This window comes from Rhizobium giardinii bv. giardinii H152 (assembly GCF_000379605.1).
In the GTDB taxonomy this organism is placed as follows: domain Bacteria; phylum Pseudomonadota; class Alphaproteobacteria; order Rhizobiales; family Rhizobiaceae; genus Pararhizobium; species Pararhizobium giardinii.
This window is the reverse complement of record NZ_KB902713.1, coordinates 42,252-60,934: the sequence shown is the minus strand read 5'-3', so window position 1 is coordinate 60,934 and position 18,683 is coordinate 42,252. Positions and strand designations below refer to the sequence as shown.

13 protein-coding genes and 3 pseudogenes are annotated in these 18,683 nt (G+C 58.9%); 10 read left to right on the top strand and 6 right to left on the bottom strand.

The annotated features are described in order from the left end of the window. Positions 1–4: 4 nt before the first annotated feature. The 4 genes from A3AY_RS36275 to A3AY_RS0126935 are packed head-to-tail and all read right to left on the bottom strand — an operon-like array spanning position 5 to position 4,151. Positions 5–559 carry a GNAT family N-acetyltransferase gene (locus A3AY_RS36275; protein WP_018328789.1) on the bottom strand — a complete coding sequence of 185 codons (555 nt, stop codon included), beginning with the start codon at positions 557–559 and terminating at the stop codon, positions 5–7. Between the two features lie 21 nt (positions 560–580). Then, positions 581–1,768: a M20 aminoacylase family protein gene (locus A3AY_RS0126945; RefSeq protein WP_018328788.1), complete on the bottom strand. Its 1,188-nt coding sequence runs from the start codon at positions 1,766–1,768 to the stop codon at positions 581–583. Positions 1,769–1,785: 17 nt separating this feature from the next. Next, positions 1,786–3,135 carry an LLM class flavin-dependent oxidoreductase gene (locus A3AY_RS0126940; RefSeq protein ID WP_018328787.1) on the bottom strand — a complete coding sequence of 450 codons (1,350 nt, stop codon included), beginning with the start codon at positions 3,133–3,135 and terminating at the stop codon, positions 1,786–1,788. Positions 3,136–3,158: 23 nt separating this feature from the next. Then, positions 3,159–4,151 (bottom strand): LLM class flavin-dependent oxidoreductase, encoded by a 993-nt coding sequence (locus A3AY_RS0126935; RefSeq protein ID WP_018328786.1) that lies wholly within the window; start codon positions 4,149–4,151, stop codon positions 3,159–3,161. Positions 4,152–5,081: 930 nt separating this feature from the next. Between A3AY_RS0126935 and A3AY_RS0126930 the strand changes: the two genes are divergently transcribed. Together A3AY_RS0126930 and A3AY_RS40795 are read left to right on the top strand one after the other, a co-directional pair. Continuing rightward, positions 5,082–5,300, top strand: a complete 219-nt coding sequence (locus A3AY_RS0126930) for a hypothetical protein (protein WP_018328785.1) — start codon at positions 5,082–5,084, stop codon at positions 5,298–5,300. A gap of 179 nt (positions 5,301–5,479) precedes the next feature. After that, positions 5,480–5,783: pseudogene (locus tag A3AY_RS40795) on the top strand (SOS response-associated peptidase); the annotation flags it as partial. Here the strand turns inward: A3AY_RS40795 and A3AY_RS41265 are convergent. Then, a pseudogene (locus A3AY_RS41265) lies at positions 5,774–5,929 on the bottom strand (AMP-binding enzyme); the annotation flags it as partial. The pseudogenes A3AY_RS40795 and A3AY_RS41265 overlap by 10 nt on opposite strands. Before the next feature lie 537 nt (positions 5,930–6,466). On the opposite strand from A3AY_RS41265, the gene A3AY_RS0126920 reads away from it, so the two are divergent. From A3AY_RS0126920 to A3AY_RS0126905, 4 genes are all read left to right on the top strand, one after another. Next, positions 6,467–8,389, top strand: a complete 1,923-nt coding sequence (locus tag A3AY_RS0126920; protein ID WP_018328783.1) for a methyl-accepting chemotaxis protein — start codon at positions 6,467–6,469, stop codon at positions 8,387–8,389. Between the two features lie 2 nt (positions 8,390–8,391). Then, positions 8,392–8,874, top strand: coding sequence for a chemotaxis protein CheW (locus A3AY_RS0126915; protein ID WP_018328782.1), 483 nt, complete (start codon positions 8,392–8,394; stop codon positions 8,872–8,874). Between the two features lie 37 nt (positions 8,875–8,911). After that, a complete protein-coding gene (locus A3AY_RS0126910; protein WP_018328781.1) occupies positions 8,912–9,139 on the top strand; it encodes a hypothetical protein in 228 nt (75 codons plus the stop codon). A 157-nt stretch (positions 9,140–9,296) separates the two neighbouring features. Then, positions 9,297–10,850 carry a putative bifunctional diguanylate cyclase/phosphodiesterase gene (locus tag A3AY_RS0126905; RefSeq protein WP_162709255.1) on the top strand — a complete coding sequence of 518 codons (1,554 nt, stop codon included), beginning with the start codon at positions 9,297–9,299 and terminating at the stop codon, positions 10,848–10,850. Positions 10,851–11,823: 973 nt separating this feature from the next. Here A3AY_RS0126905 and A3AY_RS0126900 read toward each other — a convergent pair. Further along, positions 11,824–12,738 carry a LysR family transcriptional regulator gene (locus A3AY_RS0126900; protein WP_018328779.1) on the bottom strand — a complete coding sequence of 305 codons (915 nt, stop codon included), beginning with the start codon at positions 12,736–12,738 and terminating at the stop codon, positions 11,824–11,826. Positions 12,739–13,824: 1,086 nt separating this feature from the next. Here A3AY_RS0126900 and A3AY_RS0126895 point away from each other — a divergent pair. From A3AY_RS0126895 to A3AY_RS36260, 4 genes and pseudogenes are all read left to right on the top strand, one after another. After that, on the top strand, positions 13,825–14,271 hold the full coding sequence (locus tag A3AY_RS0126895) for a hypothetical protein (RefSeq protein WP_018328778.1): 447 nt from the start codon (positions 13,825–13,827) through the stop codon (positions 14,269–14,271). 299 nt (positions 14,272–14,570) lie between these two features. Beyond that, positions 14,571–16,373 carry a S1C family serine protease gene (locus tag A3AY_RS36265; RefSeq protein WP_018328777.1) on the top strand — a complete coding sequence of 601 codons (1,803 nt, stop codon included), beginning with the start codon at positions 14,571–14,573 and terminating at the stop codon, positions 16,371–16,373. A 127-nt stretch (positions 16,374–16,500) separates the two neighbouring features. Next, the gene (locus A3AY_RS41705) at positions 16,501–16,956 is read left to right on the top strand and encodes a pentapeptide repeat-containing protein (protein ID WP_083926049.1); all 456 of its coding nucleotides are present in this window, start codon (positions 16,501–16,503) and stop codon (positions 16,954–16,956) included. A gap of 346 nt (positions 16,957–17,302) precedes the next feature. Next, positions 17,303–18,537: pseudogene (locus A3AY_RS36260) on the top strand (MFS transporter). The last annotated feature ends 146 nt before the right edge of the window (positions 18,538–18,683 follow it).

Here is an 18,683-nt window from a genome sequence, read left to right as displayed (position 1 = left end):
ATGGTCAGCGGTGCGCGGCGGCGTGCTGCAGCGCATGGTCTGGCTGGACGAGCGCCGCCGCCCCTGTCACCGCGAAATGGCCGATCTGCTTTTCGAACGGCAACGTCTTGTAGATTTCCGGATCGGCCTCGACGTCGAATAGCGCGGTGTAGCCATATTTGAGATAGAGCCCGACGGCTTCCGGCTGGCGAAACCCCGTTGTCAGGTAGACCCGCGAATAGCCTTGGCGGGCAGCCTGGAGCTCGAGCTCGACCAGGACCTTGACGGCCAGTCCCTGCCGGCGCAGGTCGGACCGTGTCCAGATGCGTTTAAATTCGGCGGTACGGTCATCATAGTGCTTGAAGGCGCCGCCGCCGATCGTTTCGCCATTGCGCTGGAGCAGCAGGAAATTGCCGTGCGGCGGCGCGAAGGCTTCGACCGGATAGCGGTTCATCTCTTCCGACGCGCCCGCCGCGCTGAAATAGGACTTATAGCGCTTGTCGTATTCGTAGGTCAGTTCGTCGATGAGCGGCTTTGCGCGCGGATCGAGGGGCGTGGTGTAGAGAAACGTGTCGCTCATGTCGCCGGTCCTGTTGATGTCTCAGTTGAGGAAGGTTTCCGCCAGCCGGACCCAATAACGGGCGGCAGGTGCGATGATCGCGTCGTTGAAATCGTAGTGGGCGCTGTGCAGCGGCGCGGTCTCGCCATTGCCGACGAACAGGTAGCTGCCGGGTTTGGCCTGCAGCATGAAGGCGAAATCCTCACTCGCGGTGCGCGGCTTGAACCCCTCCTCCACCCGTGCCGGGCCGAACGTATCGAGCGCCACGTCGCGGGCGAAATCCGTCTCGCCGCGATGGTTGATCAGCGCCGGGAAACCCAGCCGGTAATCCACCTCCGCCACCGCGCCGAAACTTTCGGCCTGCGCCCGAGCCACGGCGGGGATACGCTCCTGCAGTTGCTGGCGAACGCTCTCGGTGAAGGCGCGCATGGTGAGCTTCAGTTCGACGCTTTCCGGGATGACATTCGAGGCCGAGCCGGCATGGATCGATCCAACCGTCGCCACCGCCATCTCCTGCGGGTCGACATTGCGCGAAACGACGCTCTGCAATGCTGTGATGAAGGAGGCCGATGCCAGCACCGGATCGACCGCGCGGTGCGGTTCCGCCCCATGGCCACCCTTGCCGACGATACGGATCTTTGCCTGGTCGACCGAGGCCATCGCGGGACCGGCGACGAAACCGAACTGCCCGGTAAGCACGCCTGGCCAGTTGTGCAGCCCGAAGATCGCATCGACCGGGAAACGCTCGAACAGGCCTTCGGAGATCATCTTGCGGGCGCCGGCGCCGATCTCCTCGGCCGGCTGGAAGATCAGGTGCAGCGTACCGTCGAACGCACTGCTTTCGGCCAGATAGCGCGCGGCGGCGAGCAGGATCGTGGTATGCCCGTCATGACCGCAGGCATGCATGACGCCGGGATTGTTGCTGGCATAGGCAAGCTCCGTCGCCTCCTCGATCGGCAGCGCGTCCATGTCGGCGCGGATGCCGATGCGGCGGTCGCCGGTACCTCGCTTCAGTGTCGCGACGACGCCGGTTCCGGCAATGCCGGTTGCGACCTCATACCCCCAGGATGAGAGAAGCGAGGCGATCAGCTTGCTGGTCCGGCGCTCCTGAAAGGCGAGCTCCGGATACTGATGCAGGTCGTGACGCAACGCCACGAATTCGTCGAGAATGGCCGCAATGCCTTGCTCGACCGGGTCGTTCAGGCGTGGAGTCTGGGCGATGATGTTCATGGCCTTCTCCCGGCGCCTCAGGCGCCGACCGCCTTTCCGCGTTCGATCTCGGCGGGCGGAGCGGCATAATGGCTTTCGCGATAGGGCAAGCCGAGATGATCGCGCAGGGTCTCGCCTTCAAGCACGGGGTTGAAATAACCGAGCTTCTCCAGGATCGGCAGGACGTGGGTTGCAAAGTCGTCCAGCCCTTCGGCGATCACCTGGAAGCCCAGGATGAAGCCGTCGGCCGCGCCCTCCTCCACCCAACGGATCAATTCATCGGCAATATGGTCCGCCGTGCCGATGAACGCGGTGCGGGGCGTCGCAACGTCAAGCGCGATCTCGCGCAGCGTGAGGTTCTGTTCACGCGCCGTCTTCTTGATCCGGTCGGTGGTGGCGCGGAAGCTGTTCTTGCCGATATCGCCGATATCAGGGAACGGCTCGTCCAACGGATAGACACCGAAATCGTGGTGATCGAAGAAGCGGCCGAGATAAAGCAGCGCCTCCTCGATGGTGACGAGATTGCGGATCGCCTGATATTTCTGCTCGGCCTCTTCCTCCGTTCTGCCGACAATCGGGGCGATACCGGGAAAGAGGCCGACATCGGCAGCGCGGCGTCCTTGCGCGATCGCGCTCTGCTTCACCTGCTTGTAGAAGGTTTTTCCGTCCTCGATCGAGCCACCATTGGTAAAGACCGCATCCGCATGTTTACCTGCCAGCTTCACCCCGGAATCGGAGGCTCCAGCCTGAAAGACGACGGGTTGCCCTTGCTTCGAGCGGCCGATGTTCAACGGCCCCTCGACGCGGAAGAAGCGGCCTTTGTGGTCAAGCTTTCGCAGCTTCGACGTGTCGGCATAGACGCCGGTTTCGCGATTGCGCACAAAGGCGTCGTCATCCCAGGAGTCCCAGAGGCGCTTGATGACGTCTAGATACTCGTCGGCGATCTCATAGCGCAGTTCGTGTTCGGGGTGCTCGCGGCTATAGTTGCGCCCGGACCCTTCTAGCGGGGTCGTCACCGCGTTCCATCCCGCCCTGCCGCGGGAGATCAGGTCGATCGTGGCGAACTGGCGCGCAACCGTGAAGGGGTCGCTGTAAGAGGTGGAGACCGTGCCAACGAGACCGATCTTCGAGGTTGAAGCCGCGAGCGCCGAGAGGATGGAGATTGGCTCGAAGCGGTTGAGGAAATGCGGGATCGACTGAGCGTTGATGTAGAGGCCGTCTGCCACGAAAGCAAAGGCGATGCCTGCCGCTTCAGCGCGACGCGCGGTGTTGACGAAGAACTCGAAGTTGACGCTCGCATCGGCGGGGCCGCTCGGATGCTTCCAGGCGTTCATATGACCACCGGGCCCCTGCAGCATGATGCCGAACGGAATATGTTTCTGAACCATCGGGAAAATCCTTTTGCGAGAGATCAGGCGGCGAGCGAAAGCCGTTCCTTGGCGAGGCGCTCGACGGAGGCCAGCCGTTCGGCAGCCCCGAGCGGCGGCGTTTCGATGATGAATTCGGCGATGCCGTATTGGCTGTGCAGGTCGTCGAGCTGCCGGCGCACTTCCGCAGCCGTGCCATGCAGCACGCTCGGCGCCTTGGTGTCGAGCCGGTCGATCTCGGCCCCGGCCTGTCGGGCATATTCGGCCGCCTGTTCCTCGGTGCCGACATTGACACTGCGGCCGTCCTTCAGGAAAACCTTGACGATCCGCAGGTCACCGACCGCCTTGCGCGCCACGGCCGTATCTTCCGCCGCATAGGCCGTCAGCGCCAGGATCGGCGTCTTGCCGCCGCTCGCCCGTTCATAGGCCTCGAAGGTACGGCGCAAGTTTTCCGGATCACCGTTCAGCTGGCCGGCAAACACCAGACGCCAGCCCTTGGATGCAGCCAGTTCGGCGCTTTCGACGCTGGCGCCAAGCAGGAAACGATCTGGCGCTGTCGGCGGGAACGGAGTCGCAAGCGGGCCGTTACTGCTGGGATCAGCAGCGAGATAGCCATTGATCTCGGAGAGCTGGCTGGCGAAATCCGGCTTCCGTGCGGGATCGATGCCAACCTGAAGCGCTTTGGTCGAGAGCGGAAAGCCGCCCGGCGCCTTACCGACGCCGAGATCGACGCGGTCCGGCGCGAGCGAGGCCAGAAGGTTGAATGTTTCGGCCACCTTGTAGGCGCTGTAATGCTGCAGCATGACGCCGCCCGAGCCGATGCGGATGCGCGCCGTCCGGGCAAGAAGATGGGCGATCAGTACTTCCGGCGCAGAGCTTGCCAGCGTCGGCATGCTGTGATGTTCAGCGACCCAGAAGCGGTGATAGCCCAGCTCCTCCGACATCTGCGCAAGCTTCACCGTCGTGCGCAACGCATCCGTGGCGGTGGACCCTTCGTCGAGGGGGCTCTTGTCAAGGAGACTGAGGAGGTAGACCATATGCCACTGATCCATTCGCTAAGTTGCAAAACTTAGTCTATAAAATCAGTAGAGAAAATGAATTATAAGAAACCATTTTCTTTTTGCGGCTGGTTTGGAAGAAAAAATGAAACCTCCAATTTTGGTGTAAAATCGAACCATCTCTTATTGCCACATTGCTAAAATCCAAATGGCATTAAGTCTGGCCGCCAGCCCCATCGTCCTTCTTATTGCATTCACTGTTGGCGGACCGTTGAATTTGCAAGCGGTATCGTCGCCTTGAAGGAATCAGAACCGACGACCCTGTTGTTTCAAACCTCCGCTTCAAACTCTCTAATAGCGTACATCGGCTCAACCCTACGGAATGACCAAAATGGGGCCCGGGTCCGCCGGCTTTTCACGCAGAAACGCGAAAGCTGACCTCGATCATCGGACCTCGAAGCTCGGAGCTGGCTCCGATGTTACTAGGCGTACTCAGGGCGCCCACCCAGTCACTGCGGATAGCTGTAGAAATGTTCTCGCTAGCGCAGGATTTGCATGGTTAGCAGCGGGGCCCACAGGATCGAGCCGATGGAATAATTCGCCCAGCTCCGCGCAACGGGTCATTCTTTCCGGCGTGCGCATACGCGGGAAATGCCGCTGCCCCTATTACCAGTTAGAGCAGCGGCACCGCGTCCTGCGGCTCCCTGTGTTCCACGTTCAGGAGCCACGGTTGAAGCCTATCGAGGCCGACTGGTCATGGCTTCCATGAAATTGATGCGACTTACATAAATTTGATGCAAAAATGCCCAAGGGCGATGACCGCTGAATCACCGATGGGGATTACCGAACCCGGACGTCTTGACTATCCCTCGCATGAGAACATAATGAGAACAACGCGGCGCCGTAACCGCCAATCTGAAATTCGTTCCCATATCGTCCGCTGGCCATGCACGGTGGAGAGGAGAAGCCATGCGCCCGCTTAAAGCAGCATTACCCGACGAACCCGCTAAACCGTCGGCGGAGGCGGAGTTCAACGACGTTCTCCGCTATCACGGCGGCGACGCCGACGCGGCCGTGCGCACCTTGTTGGAGGATTGCCGGCATCTGCGTGAGCAGCTGGCATTGACACGGATGGGCATGAGCATCGGATTTACCCGCGGCTGGACACCGAGCTTTGACCGGGACTGACCGTCATGCGGCACGACAGAAGCATTGAGCTGGCGCCGAGCCTCGGGCCACAATTCGACTACGCGACGTTGAGCGCGCTTCCGGAATGGTTCGTCATTGTCGCTGAGTGCGGCGTATGCGGCCACGAGGAAGAGCTGGACCGGCGCGCGATCGGCCGTCTCCGCGGCGCCACGCGCGCGATGGTCGACAGCGTCGGCAACATCGAACCGGAAATCGAGGTATGGCCCGATGGCATGGCGCCGGTCGTGCGCAATACGCCGACTGGGCGCGAGCCGGCGATGGTGCGCTGGGGGGCTGCCGAGCTCTGGCCAGGCGCTGTTCGAGGCGGCGACCAACCGGGCCAACAAGCTGCGCGCCAAGGGCAATGATGTCGACTTCCAGCAGTTGTTGAAGATGGAACCGGACGGCGGCACCACAAATATCCGCAACACAGCGAGCATGCATTGGAAACGCTGGCTGGGCGTCGACAACCGCTGTGTCGTGTTTCGCAGGATGCAGCACATGATCTTGCCGGAACGGGTTTTAGAGGCGGGCGAGAACTGGATTTTGTCGCGCGTGGCGATCGACCCGATTTCCTTGCGCACATGCTTGACGAGATCCTCGCGCAGCGCGTCGTCGCCCTTGCTACCGCCCTCAGCGAGACGAGAGTTTCGGTAATTTCAATTGTTACGAGGCGCGCTTAAACATCGGCGAGACCACAGGGTCAATCCGCGCAACGGCTATCCGAAAGGCGTAATTTTCCAACTCAAACCCTTAACCGCTGGAAACTGTTAATCTTTTTTCAGCGCTCGTCGTACAAGTTAGAGAACAGAGGTCGGCGCAATCAGCACGCAGCAGTGCTTCTGCGGAAACCTGCCCCACCAGCGTGCCGAAATCAACGGTTTCCGCGCCGCTGTCCCGCGAAATGATTTCGCGCCGCTCACACCATGATTACGTCCAGTAGAGGCCTCGCGTCATTCAACCTCCCCGAATGACGCGAGCAGTTTTCGGCGCATTAGCGAGATCATTGTTCACCACTGGATGTCGGCGAACACAAGGTCCTCTTTAACGCCGGGACTGGAAGAAGACTCACTGCGGCAATGAATCGGCAGCAGACGGCTGCCGATTCAAATACTCGATTCCGCGACGACCCACGTTCGCCGCGCTAAAAATTGAAGGAATTTGAAATGAAACGCCCAAGCGTAAAATCCTCCTTGATCGGCATCGTTGCCGGCCTGTTTCTGATTGCAGCCAGCCTGTCGTGGGTCGCCATCTCCTCGATGGGTGAGATCGATCGCAACAACGACGCAGTCGTCGACAACTGGCTGCCGAGCGTCGAACGGTCGAAGGAAATGGATACCGCCCTTTCCGATAAGCGGGTTGCCTTCAATCGCCATGTTCTCGCAAGCAATGCTGAGGAGGAAGCGCGGGCAACCAAGGCGATCGAGGATGAAACGGCGCGCTTTGCCAAGGCGTTCGACGACTATTCCGCCCTTGTCACTGAAGACAATGAGAACGCCGAACTGAAGAAGATACGGGACACGAGCGAGGCGTTGGACGTCGCTGGTGCCAGGATGGTGGCGGTCTCGACTGAGGGAAAGGATGAAGAAGCCAAACTCATCATTTCTAAGGAAATGGCGCCTCTTTTTGCCGACATAGCGCAGTCAATCCATATCATCACGGGCATCAACAAGGACGGCGCAGCGAAGGCTGGCGCAGACAATCAGGCGCTCCTCGAGCATTCCCTGAACCTTATCTACATCCTCTGTGCGATCGCACTTCTCGCAGGCGCCGCCGCGACTTTCTACGCCATTACCGGCATTGCCAATCCAATCACCCGGATCACAGGCGCGATGGGCAAGCTGGCTGAAGGCGATACGGCTTCGGCGATCCCCCTGCTCGGCCGTCATGACGAGATCGGCGCGATGGCTGCTGCCGTTGAGGTCTTCCGGGAAGCCGCAATCAACAATGGCCGCCTCGAAGGCGAGGCTCGGACCACGCGCGAACATCAGGAAGCGGAACGGGCGGCAGTCCAGAAGCGCACCGAAATGGAAGCCGAACAACTGCGCTTTGCCTCCGACAACTTGGGGGCCGGCCTGAAGCGCCTTGCCGCCGGCGATCTCGCCTTCCAGTTGATGGACGCTTTCGCACCTGATTTCGAGCCCCTGCGCAACGACTTCAACCAGTCCGTCCGCCAGCTCGGCACAGCGTTGTCAGCGATCGCCGAGAGCATTGCGACCATGGACAACGGCACCCGTGAGATCGCCTCCGGCGCCCAGGATCTTGCCAAGCGTACCGAGCAGCAGGCCGCCGCTCTTGAGGAGACCGCCGCGGCCCTCGACCAGATCACCGCCAATGTCGGCTCGTCGACGAAGCTGACGGAAGAGGCCCGCACGGTTGCGACGCATGCCAACCAGAGTGCGGCGAAATCGGCCGAAGTCGTCTCGCATGCCGAAGAAGCGATGCGTCGGATCGAGGAGAGCTCGCAGCAGATTTCCAACATCATCGGGGTGATCGACGAGATTGCCTTCCAGACCAATCTCCTGGCGCTGAATGCCGGCGTCGAGGCGGCGCGGGCCGGCGATGCCGGCAAGGGCTTTGCCGTCGTCGCCCAGGAGGTGCGCGAACTGGCGCAGCGGTCCGCGCAGGCTGCAAAGGAGATCAAGGGGCTGATCCGCAACTCGTCGACCGAAGTGGAAAGCGGTGTCAAGCTGGTGCGCGACACCGGCGATGCGCTGAACGTCATCAGTGGCTTCATCGGCCAGGTCAACAGTCACATGAACGCGATCGCCGTGTCGGCAAAGGAGCAGTCGACGGGACTGGCTGAGATCAACACAGCGGTCAATTCGATGGATCAGAGCACCCAGCAGAACGCGGCGATGGTGGAAGAATCGACCGCCGCGGCATCGAGCCTGGCCGAGGAAGCCGCCAAGCTACGCAATCTCGTCGCCGGCTTCAAACTCGACGGCATGGTTACCCAGCCGCGCGCGGCCGACCGGACAAACCGGCCGGTGGCTTCGCCGGCCCGCGCGCTCGGGAGCAAGCTCGCCAGCGCCTTCAGCGGCAGAACTGCCACTGCAGCTGCGGTAAAGGAATGGGAGGACTTTTGAGAATGTCTTCGCTTGCTCAATCGTCGGCGGAGTCCGGCAACGGCACCTTCGAGATCATCGCCTTTCGAATCTCCGATCAGGATTTCTGCGTCAGAACCACCACCATCCGCGAGATTCGCGGATGGTCCCCCTCGATCCCAGTGCCGCACTCGCCGCCGGATATCGTCGGCGTGATGAACCTGCGGGGATCGGTGATCCCGATCATCGATCTGGCCCACAAGCTCGGCATGAAAAGCACGAAGCCCACGGAGCGCAGCGCGATCGTCGTGGCCGAGGTGCATGAGATGGTGCTTGGACTGGTCGTAGACGGCGTATCGGATATTCTGACGATCGGTACCAGTCAGGTGCAGCCCGTGCCGGAAATAACCACCTCTTTCGACCGCAGCGTCGCGGAAGGCATCATCACGCACGACAGCGGCATGATCTCCTTCCTCAGCCTTTCACGCTTGTTCCAGCCAAGCGAGCTCGAAACCGTCGCTGCCTGACGAGTTTCTCGGAAATTTTCAAATCGAAGGAGTTTCGATGAGCAATATTATCGCGTTCCCGATCAACCACCTTGGCGCTGTTTCGACGCTGGGCGAAATCGACACGCTTGCACTAGAAAGAATGGAGGCTGTCCGCGACCAGATTCAGGGCATTTCCAATTTTCTGATCGCCATCCAGGATGAACTGGCGAAGATCGCCGCGCCCTCTGTTGGTCTCTCGCAGACGGCGAACACCAGCCTCCCAGTTGAACGTGGCTGGGCGTAGCTCCCATCGCTTCATAGGGCGTTTAACGGAGGAAGGGATGCCGCCCTCCGTTAGGCGCCACGACGGCCGCATTTTGAATAGGTTCCGCATGCTGCATCTCATATGTCACCACCGCGCGCGGTTGGAAGCAATAGCGCTGGCGATCGTCGGCGTTGTCTTGGCGCATCTCGCGCTGGTCTACGAACTGCATGAGAAACTCGACCACCTCGCGCATGAGAATGGTTGGTTCGTCGTCGATCAACTTTTTATCGGGATCATCATCGCCGGAATTCTCGGCCTTGTGTTTGGTGTTTTGCGCATCAGGGACTTGCGCCGCGAAATATCGAGGCGGCGCCAAGCAGAGCACCAGACGCTGTGGGCGGCCCGTCACGATGCACTGACCGGCTTGCAGAATCGGAAAGGGCTCGAAGAAATCGCGACCGCCGACTATTCGAAGGAATGCCGATTCGCTGTTTTTTCCATCGACCTTGTCGGCTTTAAACGTACCAATGATCTCGTTGGCCATGCCGGCGGCGACGAATTGCTGGTGAACATCGCCCGGCGGCTCGAGCAAATTTTCGCGCCGGAAGACGTCTACCGCCTCGGCGGCGACGAGTTTCTTGCACTCTGCAGAAATGCCGACGTCGTCGATCTCGATCAGCTTGGGCAGCGGGTGATCGAAAGCATATCGGTGCCGATGCGGATCAGCGGGATCACCACGGAAGTCGGCGCGAATGTAGGTTATGCGCGATTTCCGCAGGACGGCGAAACGATACGGGAAGTCATTCGTTGCTCGGATATTGCCATGTATGCCGCGAAGAAAAGCGGTCGCAACAATGTGATGGCCTTCGCCCGATCCATGGGTGACGGGCTTTCGAAGCGTGTTGAATTGGAAAACGCCCTGCTGCACGCCGTGCGAAATGATCTCATCGTGCCCTATTACCAACCGCTCGTTGATCTGCAGAGTGGTAAGATTCTCGGATTCGAGGCGCTGGCGCGCTGGAACCAGCCAAGCGGTGAAAGCGTACCGCCCTGCGAGTTCATCGAAATCGCCGAGGAGGCCGGCCTGATCACCGAGCTTTCGGAAAAGGTGCTGCGGCGCGCCTGTCGCGATGCGATTTCGTGGCCTGCGGATATCCGTTTGGCCTTCAATCTCTCGCCAACGCAACTGGCCGACAAGCTTCTCGGTCTACGCCTGATGACGATCCTCGATGAAGTGGGACTCCCAACGCATAGGCTCGAACTCGAAATCACCGAGAGCGCTCTTATACAGAATAGCTCGGCGGCCGAAGCCGTGCTGAGCGATCTCAGCGAGGCCGGGATCAGGATAGCCCTTGATGATTTTGGGACCGGCTACTCCAGCTTTGCGCATCTGCTGCGGTTCAAGTTCGACAAGATCAAGATCGACCGCAGTTTCGTTCACCAGATGAACTCGGATGAGAAGCACCGCAGAATTGTTCAGTCGATCCTCGGCCTCAGCCGAAATCTCGGTATTCCCGCAACAGCCGAAGGCATCGAAAGCGATGGCCAATGCCACGACCTTAGGAACATGGGTTGCGACTTCGGCCAGGGTTTTCTTTTTTCAAAGGCGATCCCAGCTCGGGAAGTACAGTCGCTGCTTCCTCAACCTGGATCGGGTTCCGCCCCGCTTATGACCCACGCCTGGGATAACCATGGTCCCCATGGCTTCGCGTGTAGGACAATTGCAACCGCGCTGCCAGGCAATATGTAATGTGTAGCCAGCAGTCCGTCCCGGGAAGGACGAGCCGGTATTGCCGCGGCGATCACAGCCAGACCGCTCCTCCCCGTTGACGTGCCTGCCGTCGAGCCGCCCTCCGCACCTTGTCGGCAACGGTGCAGCTTGGCTCCGCTCTCAGACTTTGGTCCCGGCTGGCAGGGCAAAGGTCGGAGGACAGATGACCTAGGTCGCAGTGGCGGAACGGCAGACCCAAGGTGGCGTTGTGCCATTAACGTAGGAGATGCAACGTCGAACTGTTTTCCTTGGGTGTCTATTTTTTGCACCCTCACGGGGAGCCAAGGGAAGCGGTGTGGTCGGTAAAAAATTGCAATTCGGAGAATGACGGTGCCCCCAGCTTGCTTTCGATTGAGTGTGTTTCGGAACGGTTGTCTGATAAAGAAACCGACCGTTCTAAGCGATCTGGCGCTCAGAGAAGCTCTCCTGGTGGCGACAAATTTTGATGAAGCGCGGGTGAATTTTATCTTCAGGAAGGTTGAGCAATGGGGTCGTTGCGAACTCGGCCGCATGAGAGGACAGCCCCTTTACGTGATAGAAAAAGTTCTACAATCCTAAAAACGGGGCACGACCCCGAGGCTTCGCACATGTCACGAATTTAGGCTTTTTTCCATCACCATGAAATCCTCGCCCTTCACAGGACGCTTTCTTTTTTAGGATAGCCAACCCAGCCAACGCAGCATTCTTAGGTCCTGAGCATTCGAAACATTCCGCCGAAGCGGCGAAACTCGACCTCGTCATTCTCGAACTAGGGCGTCCAGCGCACAGTAGGCGACCGCGGTCGCTGCATCACTGCCATAAAGCGCGTCTGCCTGCTCGATGATGGCTTCATCGGTCGGTGACGTTCGTTGTGGGTTGGAAGCCTTGTGTGGCTGCGGTCTGTTGGACCGTTGGACCGGAATGGATTGTGCGTCATCATCGTCTCCCGTGACTTTGCCGACACCTGCCACGATTACCGCGACAGCGCTGTTGCAGGCTGTCTCTGCCGCCTGACCAGCGAGCGGGCAATGTCGATGATATCGTCACGCGCAGCCGTCGGATCTTCGGTGTTCCAGGCGACGCCCATGCCGATCCGAAAGTCCACTCCCCTCACCTTGCGCAGCTCGAAATTGCGGTTGGGGAAATCCTTCGTCCATTGCGGCGCAAAGCCGATGCCAAGACCCGCCGACACCAGCGAGATCAGCGCGAACGTGTCGTCGCAGCTATAGGCGATGTTACGGGTAAGCTCATGCTCGGCAAACATCTCGGCGAAATAGCGCTCGGTATAGGACAGGTTCTGGCGCGAGAACGAGATGATCTTCTGATCGCGCAAATCCTCGATGCCGATCTCATCGAGATCGGCCAGCCGGCTGTCCTTGCCGACGGCGAGCAGATACTCGTCGCTGGCCATCGAGAAGAAGCGTAAGGACCCGATGTTCTCCACCGGCCGGATGAAGCCGAGGTTGATCTGACCGCTTTCGAGATTGCGGATGATGTCGTCGGTCGAGCCGCTCTGGACCTGCAGCTGGATGTCGGGATACTTGCGGGCGATCTTCGACAGGAATGCCGGCAGCACGCCGATGGTGGCCGGGTAGATGGTGCCGATCCTGATCTTCCGTGCCGTCCTGCCGGCCACCGAGCGCGTCACCTCGGCACTGACGTCGATATCGCTGAGGATGCGCACACATCGGTCATAAAACGTCTCGCCTGCCACCGTCAGTTCTACCCGCCGCGTCGTTCGGACAAACAGCTGCACGCCGAGCTCGCGCTCGAGCGCCTGAATCTGCGTCGACAGCGCCGGCTGGGCAATATGCACCCGGGCCGCTGCCCGACCGAAATGGAGCTCTTCGGCAACGGCAACGAAATAGGTGAGTTGGCGCAGTTCCAAAATGCTACTTCCGGATTGGGGGGATGAAGGAATTGGTCGCAACACTAGAACTGCCGGACGCAAAACGCCCCGCACCCAGCCTGTCAGATTTGCTCGCAGCATGAATACGGTGTATCTATAACAGTGCAGGTTACATGTCAATACCCTGTATCGAAATAAATACGAGGTAACTTTGAATTCGATTCAGGCTAGAGCCGCGCGGGCGATGTTGAAGCTAGGTGTGCGAGAAGTGGCGCAGCTAGCAAAGGTGACCGCGAATACAGTTAGCAGGGTCGAGCAGGACGATGTTGGGCCGCGTGGTCCTCAACCTGTGACCGTTGAAGCCATAAAGCGGGTCTACGAGGAACGCGGTATTATTTTCCTAAGTGAAGGCCCTTCACCAAACGGCGGTGTCGGCGTGCGCCTCGCGGAGTAAAATCCAGAGCTCGCTAATACGAACCGACCCCCGCTTGTTTCCAAACCAGTTGAACCGCGGAGTTACGACATCTCCTCTGCGGCGGAAGCTGCAATCTGCCCGCCTTGATGGGGGAACCCCGATCCTACGCGCCGCCAACGAAAAAATTTGAAATAGAGCGGTCCTGGCTAATAGCGTCGATTGCGCATGCCCCACCAGCGGGTTTCTTCTTGCTAGCGTACCGGAATCGCAAAATCCGGCCTTCCCTCCTCAAGGAACTCTCGTATTAATGCGCGCGGCGGCTCTGTGCAGCCGCTTCCCCGCATCCGCATTGCCAACTGTGAGATGCATATTTGCCCCGCCCTAACCCGGCGGGGTTTTCTTAAGGCTGATGGAGAAGATTTACGCAAAACCCGCCGAGCAAGACCGCTGTCGCGCCGGTGGACACCGAAGTCACTGACATCGCGGAGTTGTCCCGTCAATATCGTAATGGGCCTCTGATATGCGAGGATTCTGAGGGGCGATAGGTAAACCCCTCAGAAGGGGAAAACGTGCCAGAAATCGGAGGCGATTAGCGGACAACGCAAACCGAGCCAGCAGCTCTCCACCCTCGGCACGTCAGCCATTTCTTGTACAAAACCTGTATCGCGGGTACCAATCGTCAAAGCAATTCATCCTACAATTGGGTCCCCATGGCGGTATTCTTCACAACACCCATCAGCGACACCTCGGCGTTCAAAATGATTGCGGAGCGATTGTCACGCGGCCAGGGCTTTGACGGATACTTCAATATCTATGGCGACGACGACGAGCTGACCATCACTTGGACTCGGGGTACGACAGCCGATGACTTCAAAGAGCAGGTAACCGATGCCTTACGCTCGACATGGCAAAGAGCCCGTTTCTGGTTGGTCTATCAGCGCAACGACCGTCGCAACGATCTCGACATAAACGAAATCCGGAGCGCCGCGATCCGGCTGAGCCGGAGCTATCTTGAAACAGCTATCGTGACGCTCAGCCTGCTGGGCCATGCAGACAACGCAGATGATCTCGAGCTGATCTTTGTCTGCTTTCGGGAAGAGTCTGAGCGTCGCAATTTTCGCGTCCGCTATGAAGGCAAGTTCGTCCGCGAGTCATAGTTCCTAGCGATGAGCGGGTCGATTCCCCCTTGACGCGAAGGATGCCGCGAAATTAACCCCAGCGGCCCTGGGCAATAGAATGAAACCACCGAAAGCACAGCTGGCGGGAGTTCCAGGGGAGACATTATGCGATCTTCCGAGTACAGAGAAAGAACACCTAGCGGGCTAGTGGGTCCTTATCGACCCGGTACAAACTGCGATGCCGCAGCATAGCCGTCAATTAGTCCAAACGAATTCAACCCGCCCCTTGACCCCATTGCATACTGGTTGGATGCTCCTAACAGGTTGGGGTCTATTAAATGTTCAGATTGCTTGTGGTGGCCATGGTATCAGCGGCACTAGCTACGGCCGCATATGCCGATCTCCTTCAGACTGGCGGCACCCGGTGGGTGGTGCTCGCAAGTACACGAGATCTCGACAATGCTATTGGGATTGCGAGCCTTTACAAGCATCGCTTCGATGATGTTCGCGTGGCGGAGTCCTCAAACGGTTGGCTCGCAGTCATCGCGGGACCCGTGTCGATCGCTAGAGGAGCGAAGGCGGCGCGCGCGGAATTGTGGAGTGCTGGCGGGTTTCCCGATGACCTGTTTCTTAGCAACGGGCGAAGCTTCACCCGTACTGTCTGGAACTCGCCGAAAGATCCAGCCATTCCGACCTGGTCCTACAAAGGCGGCCAGCCATTGATCTTTACAGCCGGGGGTATGGACATTGAAGTGTCTCACCTTGCGGAGGGCAATATCCGGTATCCCACTATCACACTTCGCAAGGCGGGACTGGTGCTCGTAAGGGAAGTCCTGAAGGGTTCGGAGTCTTTCGCGGAAAACATGAACGCTGAAGTGCGGATCGCTTGGTTCGATCGGACGGCAGCCGAACCGCAGATCATCTTTTCATCCTATTGGAATGGAGCACATTGCTGCACCGTATCAAAAATACTTACGAATCGTGGCAACGGCTGGGCCAGTATCGAAGGCGCTACTCTCGACGGCGGCGGATATCAACTGCAGGATATCGACGGTGATGGCAGCGTCGAATTGCTTAGCGCCGACAATGCCTTTCTTTACGCATTCGCTCCCTACGTCTTCTCGTCGGCTCCACTTGTAATATCGAAACTTGACGGAGACCGCTTGATTGACATGCGTTGGAATTTTGACTTCCGGCGCTACTATCGTCGCGAACTCTTCGGATGGGAGTACCGGGCAAAATTGGAGCCAGAACTGTGGCGAAGGAACGGCTTCCTGAGCGCCTGGCTGGCATTGAAATCAATTTTGGGCGAATCAGACCAAGCCTGGACCGTGGTCTTGGAAAATTACGATCGTTCAAGCGACTGGCCCTCGACCATATGTGACGCTTCTCTTAGGGATGGTGCATGCCCAGAGGAAGCCACGCGGCAGGTGAGTTTCCCGGAGGCACTGCGTGATCATCTAACGCGGAATGGATACCTAGGTCCGCAAGTCGCGAAAACCGAGGAAACGTCAAAATCCCCTGAGCAGACATCGCCAGCCCGCGATAACACGTCAACGCCAGTGCCACCCGAGAAGAGCACCTTCAGCGCCGGCACGGGCTTCTTCGTCTCAAGTCAAGGCCACCTTGTCACCAATCACCACGTGATCAAGGGCTGCAGTGCGATCGAAGTACGCCGTCCCGGCCTCCTAGCGCTTCCTGCAAACATAGTGGCAGTCGACCCTACGAACGATCTCGCTCTGCTGCGTGTGGCGTCGGATAAGGGAGGATATGCGCCCGTACGGGTGGAAACCCGGCTGGGCGAGTCAGTGGCCGTTTTTGGCTATCCACTTTCCCAAGTCTTGGCCAGCGGAGGCAACTTCACCCTCGGCAATGTTACGGCGCTGGCCGGTCTTGGGAACGATACGCGCTTCATCCAGATATCTGCTCCCGTTCAACAGGGTAACAGTGGCGGCCCGCTACTTGACAGCTATGGCAATGTCATCGGCGTAGTGACTTCGAAGCTCGACGCAGTGGCCGCACTTGCCGTAACCGGCGACATTCCCCAGAACGTCAATTTCGCCCTGCGCGGAGCAAGTCTTTATGCTTTCCTGCTTTCGTACGGAATCTCGCCTGTGGTACGGTCCAGTGCCAAAAACTAGACCCCCCGGACCTAGCGGAACGCGCGTCGTCATTTAGCGTGGCAGTCACCTGCGAATGACGTGGCATTCGTCACCGCGAGCTTTTGCTTCGAGCCCGTTAAATCGCGGAAGTATTTTCGGATGAACCATCGCCCCTCGGAGGCGCCCAGCTCACGGGAATGCAGATTTACGGAGCCGAGCTCAACTCCTCGGACTCAACCTCGGCATTCTTGCCCATGCGAGTTTCAGGGGCGCCGCTCTCCGTCACTCGAAGTTTTCCGGATCAAACGCGACCTGCGCCGACTTTACTATTGCCGATCTAACCGGGGCAGATCTAAATCAGGGGATGTTCCAAGGTGCATCGTTCGACAATGCACGATTGCAAGGTGTGATGTTTTACACAGGTGCTTTCCATGACGCTACCTTCAGGAATGCCGATCTTCGCGGCGCCTTTACTTGCGCGATCGACCAAGCCGTCGTTTTCCTCGGCACAAAGGAGAAGTTCATCGCTGAGCTGGGAGACGACATCAATGTTGAGGGTGCGCAGTTTGGGCGAGACACGCAGTATGGTTTTGCGGATCCAGAACGGCGATGTGATTTTTAACGGTTATTGCCGGATTTGAGAATCTTCGAAATGATCTTTAAGACCAATGAGCAGCGGGCCCGCCAATAGTCAAACTAGGCTATTATTTGGCCACCTTACAAAGCCCGATTAAAGACTGTCTGGCTAAATATTTGAATTTGCATCGAGAGCAAATTTTCTCCATCTGGCACGTCGCTTGCTTCCATTGTGGCAAGCCCGAGCAGACCCGCCGGTGACGCCCAATGTCGCGCGTCAGAAGCAAAGTTGCTGAACAGGATCGAAGCGCTGATCGCTGATGAGCGCGCGTTGTTCGTGGCATTTCCAACATCAACGATTAATGGCGCAGTGCGACGCGCCGGGAGAAACAATGCCCGTTGTTCGCCAGAAGATATCTGCAAAGGAACAGGCCCGCGCCCTGTGGGTCTCCACGGGCGCTTTCACCATTTGTTTTGCCGTGTGGACGATTTTTTCAATCATCGGCGTGCGCATCAAAGAGGAGCTTGGCCTCAGCGAAGTGCAATTCGGCCTGCTGATCGGCATGTCAATCCTCACCGGCTCGCTGATCCGCATCGTCCTCAACATCTGGACCAACCGCTATGGCGGCCGGCTCGTCTACACCGTCACCATGCTGGCGGCGGCACTCGCCACCTTCCTGCTCGCTCATGCGACCACCTATCCTCAGATGCTGCTCGCCGGCCTCGGCGTCGGCTTAGCCGGTGGCTCCTTTGCTGTCGGTGTCGCCTATGTGTCGCCCTTCTTCCCCCCGGAAAAGCAGGGCACCGCGCTTGGCGTGTTCGGCGCCGGTAATGTCGGGGCGGCGTTGACCAAGTCCTTGCGCCGCTGCTTCTGGTTCCCTTCGGCTGGCAGGTCGTCGCTCAAGTCTGGGCTGGCGTGCTCTTGCTGACCGCGGTTGTCTTCTGGGTCACGACCGAAGACGACCCACAGTTCAGCGTTCGCCGCAATTGCGGCGGGTCGCGTAAGAGCTTCCTCAGCGAATTCGAACCGCTCAAGAACATTCAGGTCTGGCGTTTCGCTCTCTACTACTTCTTCGCTTTCGGCGGCTTCGTGGCGCTCGCCCTTAGGCTGCCGCGTTACCTCGTCGGGGTCTACGATTTCCGCATCGAGACAGCGGGCATGATCGCGGCGGCCTATTCGATCCCCGGCAGCATCTTCCGCGCCTACGGCGGCGTGCTTTCCGATAGGATTGGCACGCGTAAGATCATGTATGCCATGTTCACTGTCGCGGCAGTCGCAACGCTCATTCTTTCCGTGCCCGGCGGTGTGGCTGGCATGCCGATCGTCGTCACCCCGGTCGCCTTCGTCGGCGTGATCTTCGTGCTCGGCTTCTGCATGAGCCTGGGCAAAGCGGCCGTCTACAAGCACATTCCCGCCTACTACCCCGCTCATGTCGGCGCCGTCGGCGGCGTGGTGGGCATGATGGGGGGCCTCGGCGGCTTCATCCTGCCGATCGCATTCGGCTTCCTCAAAGACGTGACTGGTCTCTGGTCAAGCTGTTTCATGCTCTTCGCGATCGTCGCGGTTTCGTTGATCTGGATGAACACCTCGATCCGGCAAAATTCGAGCCACCAAACCACTCTATAAAAAGAGAAGAAAAGGCGTCTGTCGAGTTAATCGCGGAGCGCTCTCGAGTTCGATCAACGCTTCACCCCGACCATTTGGCGAGGTAAGGCGCACTCTGCTTTCATCCACGGCCTGAGCCTGCATGATGCGCCGTCCGCCATGCGAGG

What these genes read in the sequence shown, in the direction of transcription:
- A3AY_RS36275 (WP_018328789.1), bottom strand. Translation starts at nt 559, where the DNA reads ATGAGCGACACGTTTCTCTACACCACGCCCCTCGATCCGCGCGCAAAG.
- A3AY_RS0126945 (WP_018328788.1), bottom strand. Translation starts at nt 1,768, where the DNA reads ATGAACATCATCGCCCAGACTCCACGCCTGAACGACCCGGTCGAGCAA.
- A3AY_RS0126940 (WP_018328787.1), bottom strand. Translation starts at nt 3,135, where the DNA reads ATGGTTCAGAAACATATTCCGTTCGGCATCATGCTGCAGGGGCCCGGT.
- A3AY_RS0126935 (WP_018328786.1), bottom strand. Translation starts at nt 4,151, where the DNA reads ATGGTCTACCTCCTCAGTCTCCTTGACAAGAGCCCCCTCGACGAAGGG.
- A3AY_RS0126930 (WP_018328785.1), top strand. Translation starts at nt 5,082, where the DNA reads ATGCGCCCGCTTAAAGCAGCATTACCCGACGAACCCGCTAAACCGTCG.
- A3AY_RS0126920 (WP_018328783.1), top strand. Translation starts at nt 6,467, where the DNA reads ATGAAACGCCCAAGCGTAAAATCCTCCTTGATCGGCATCGTTGCCGGC.
- A3AY_RS0126915 (WP_018328782.1), top strand. Translation starts at nt 8,392, where the DNA reads ATGTCTTCGCTTGCTCAATCGTCGGCGGAGTCCGGCAACGGCACCTTC.
- A3AY_RS0126910 (WP_018328781.1), top strand. Translation starts at nt 8,912, where the DNA reads ATGAGCAATATTATCGCGTTCCCGATCAACCACCTTGGCGCTGTTTCG.
- A3AY_RS0126895 (WP_018328778.1), top strand. Translation starts at nt 13,825, where the DNA reads ATGGCGGTATTCTTCACAACACCCATCAGCGACACCTCGGCGTTCAAA.
- A3AY_RS36265 (WP_018328777.1), top strand. Translation starts at nt 14,571, where the DNA reads ATGTTCAGATTGCTTGTGGTGGCCATGGTATCAGCGGCACTAGCTACG.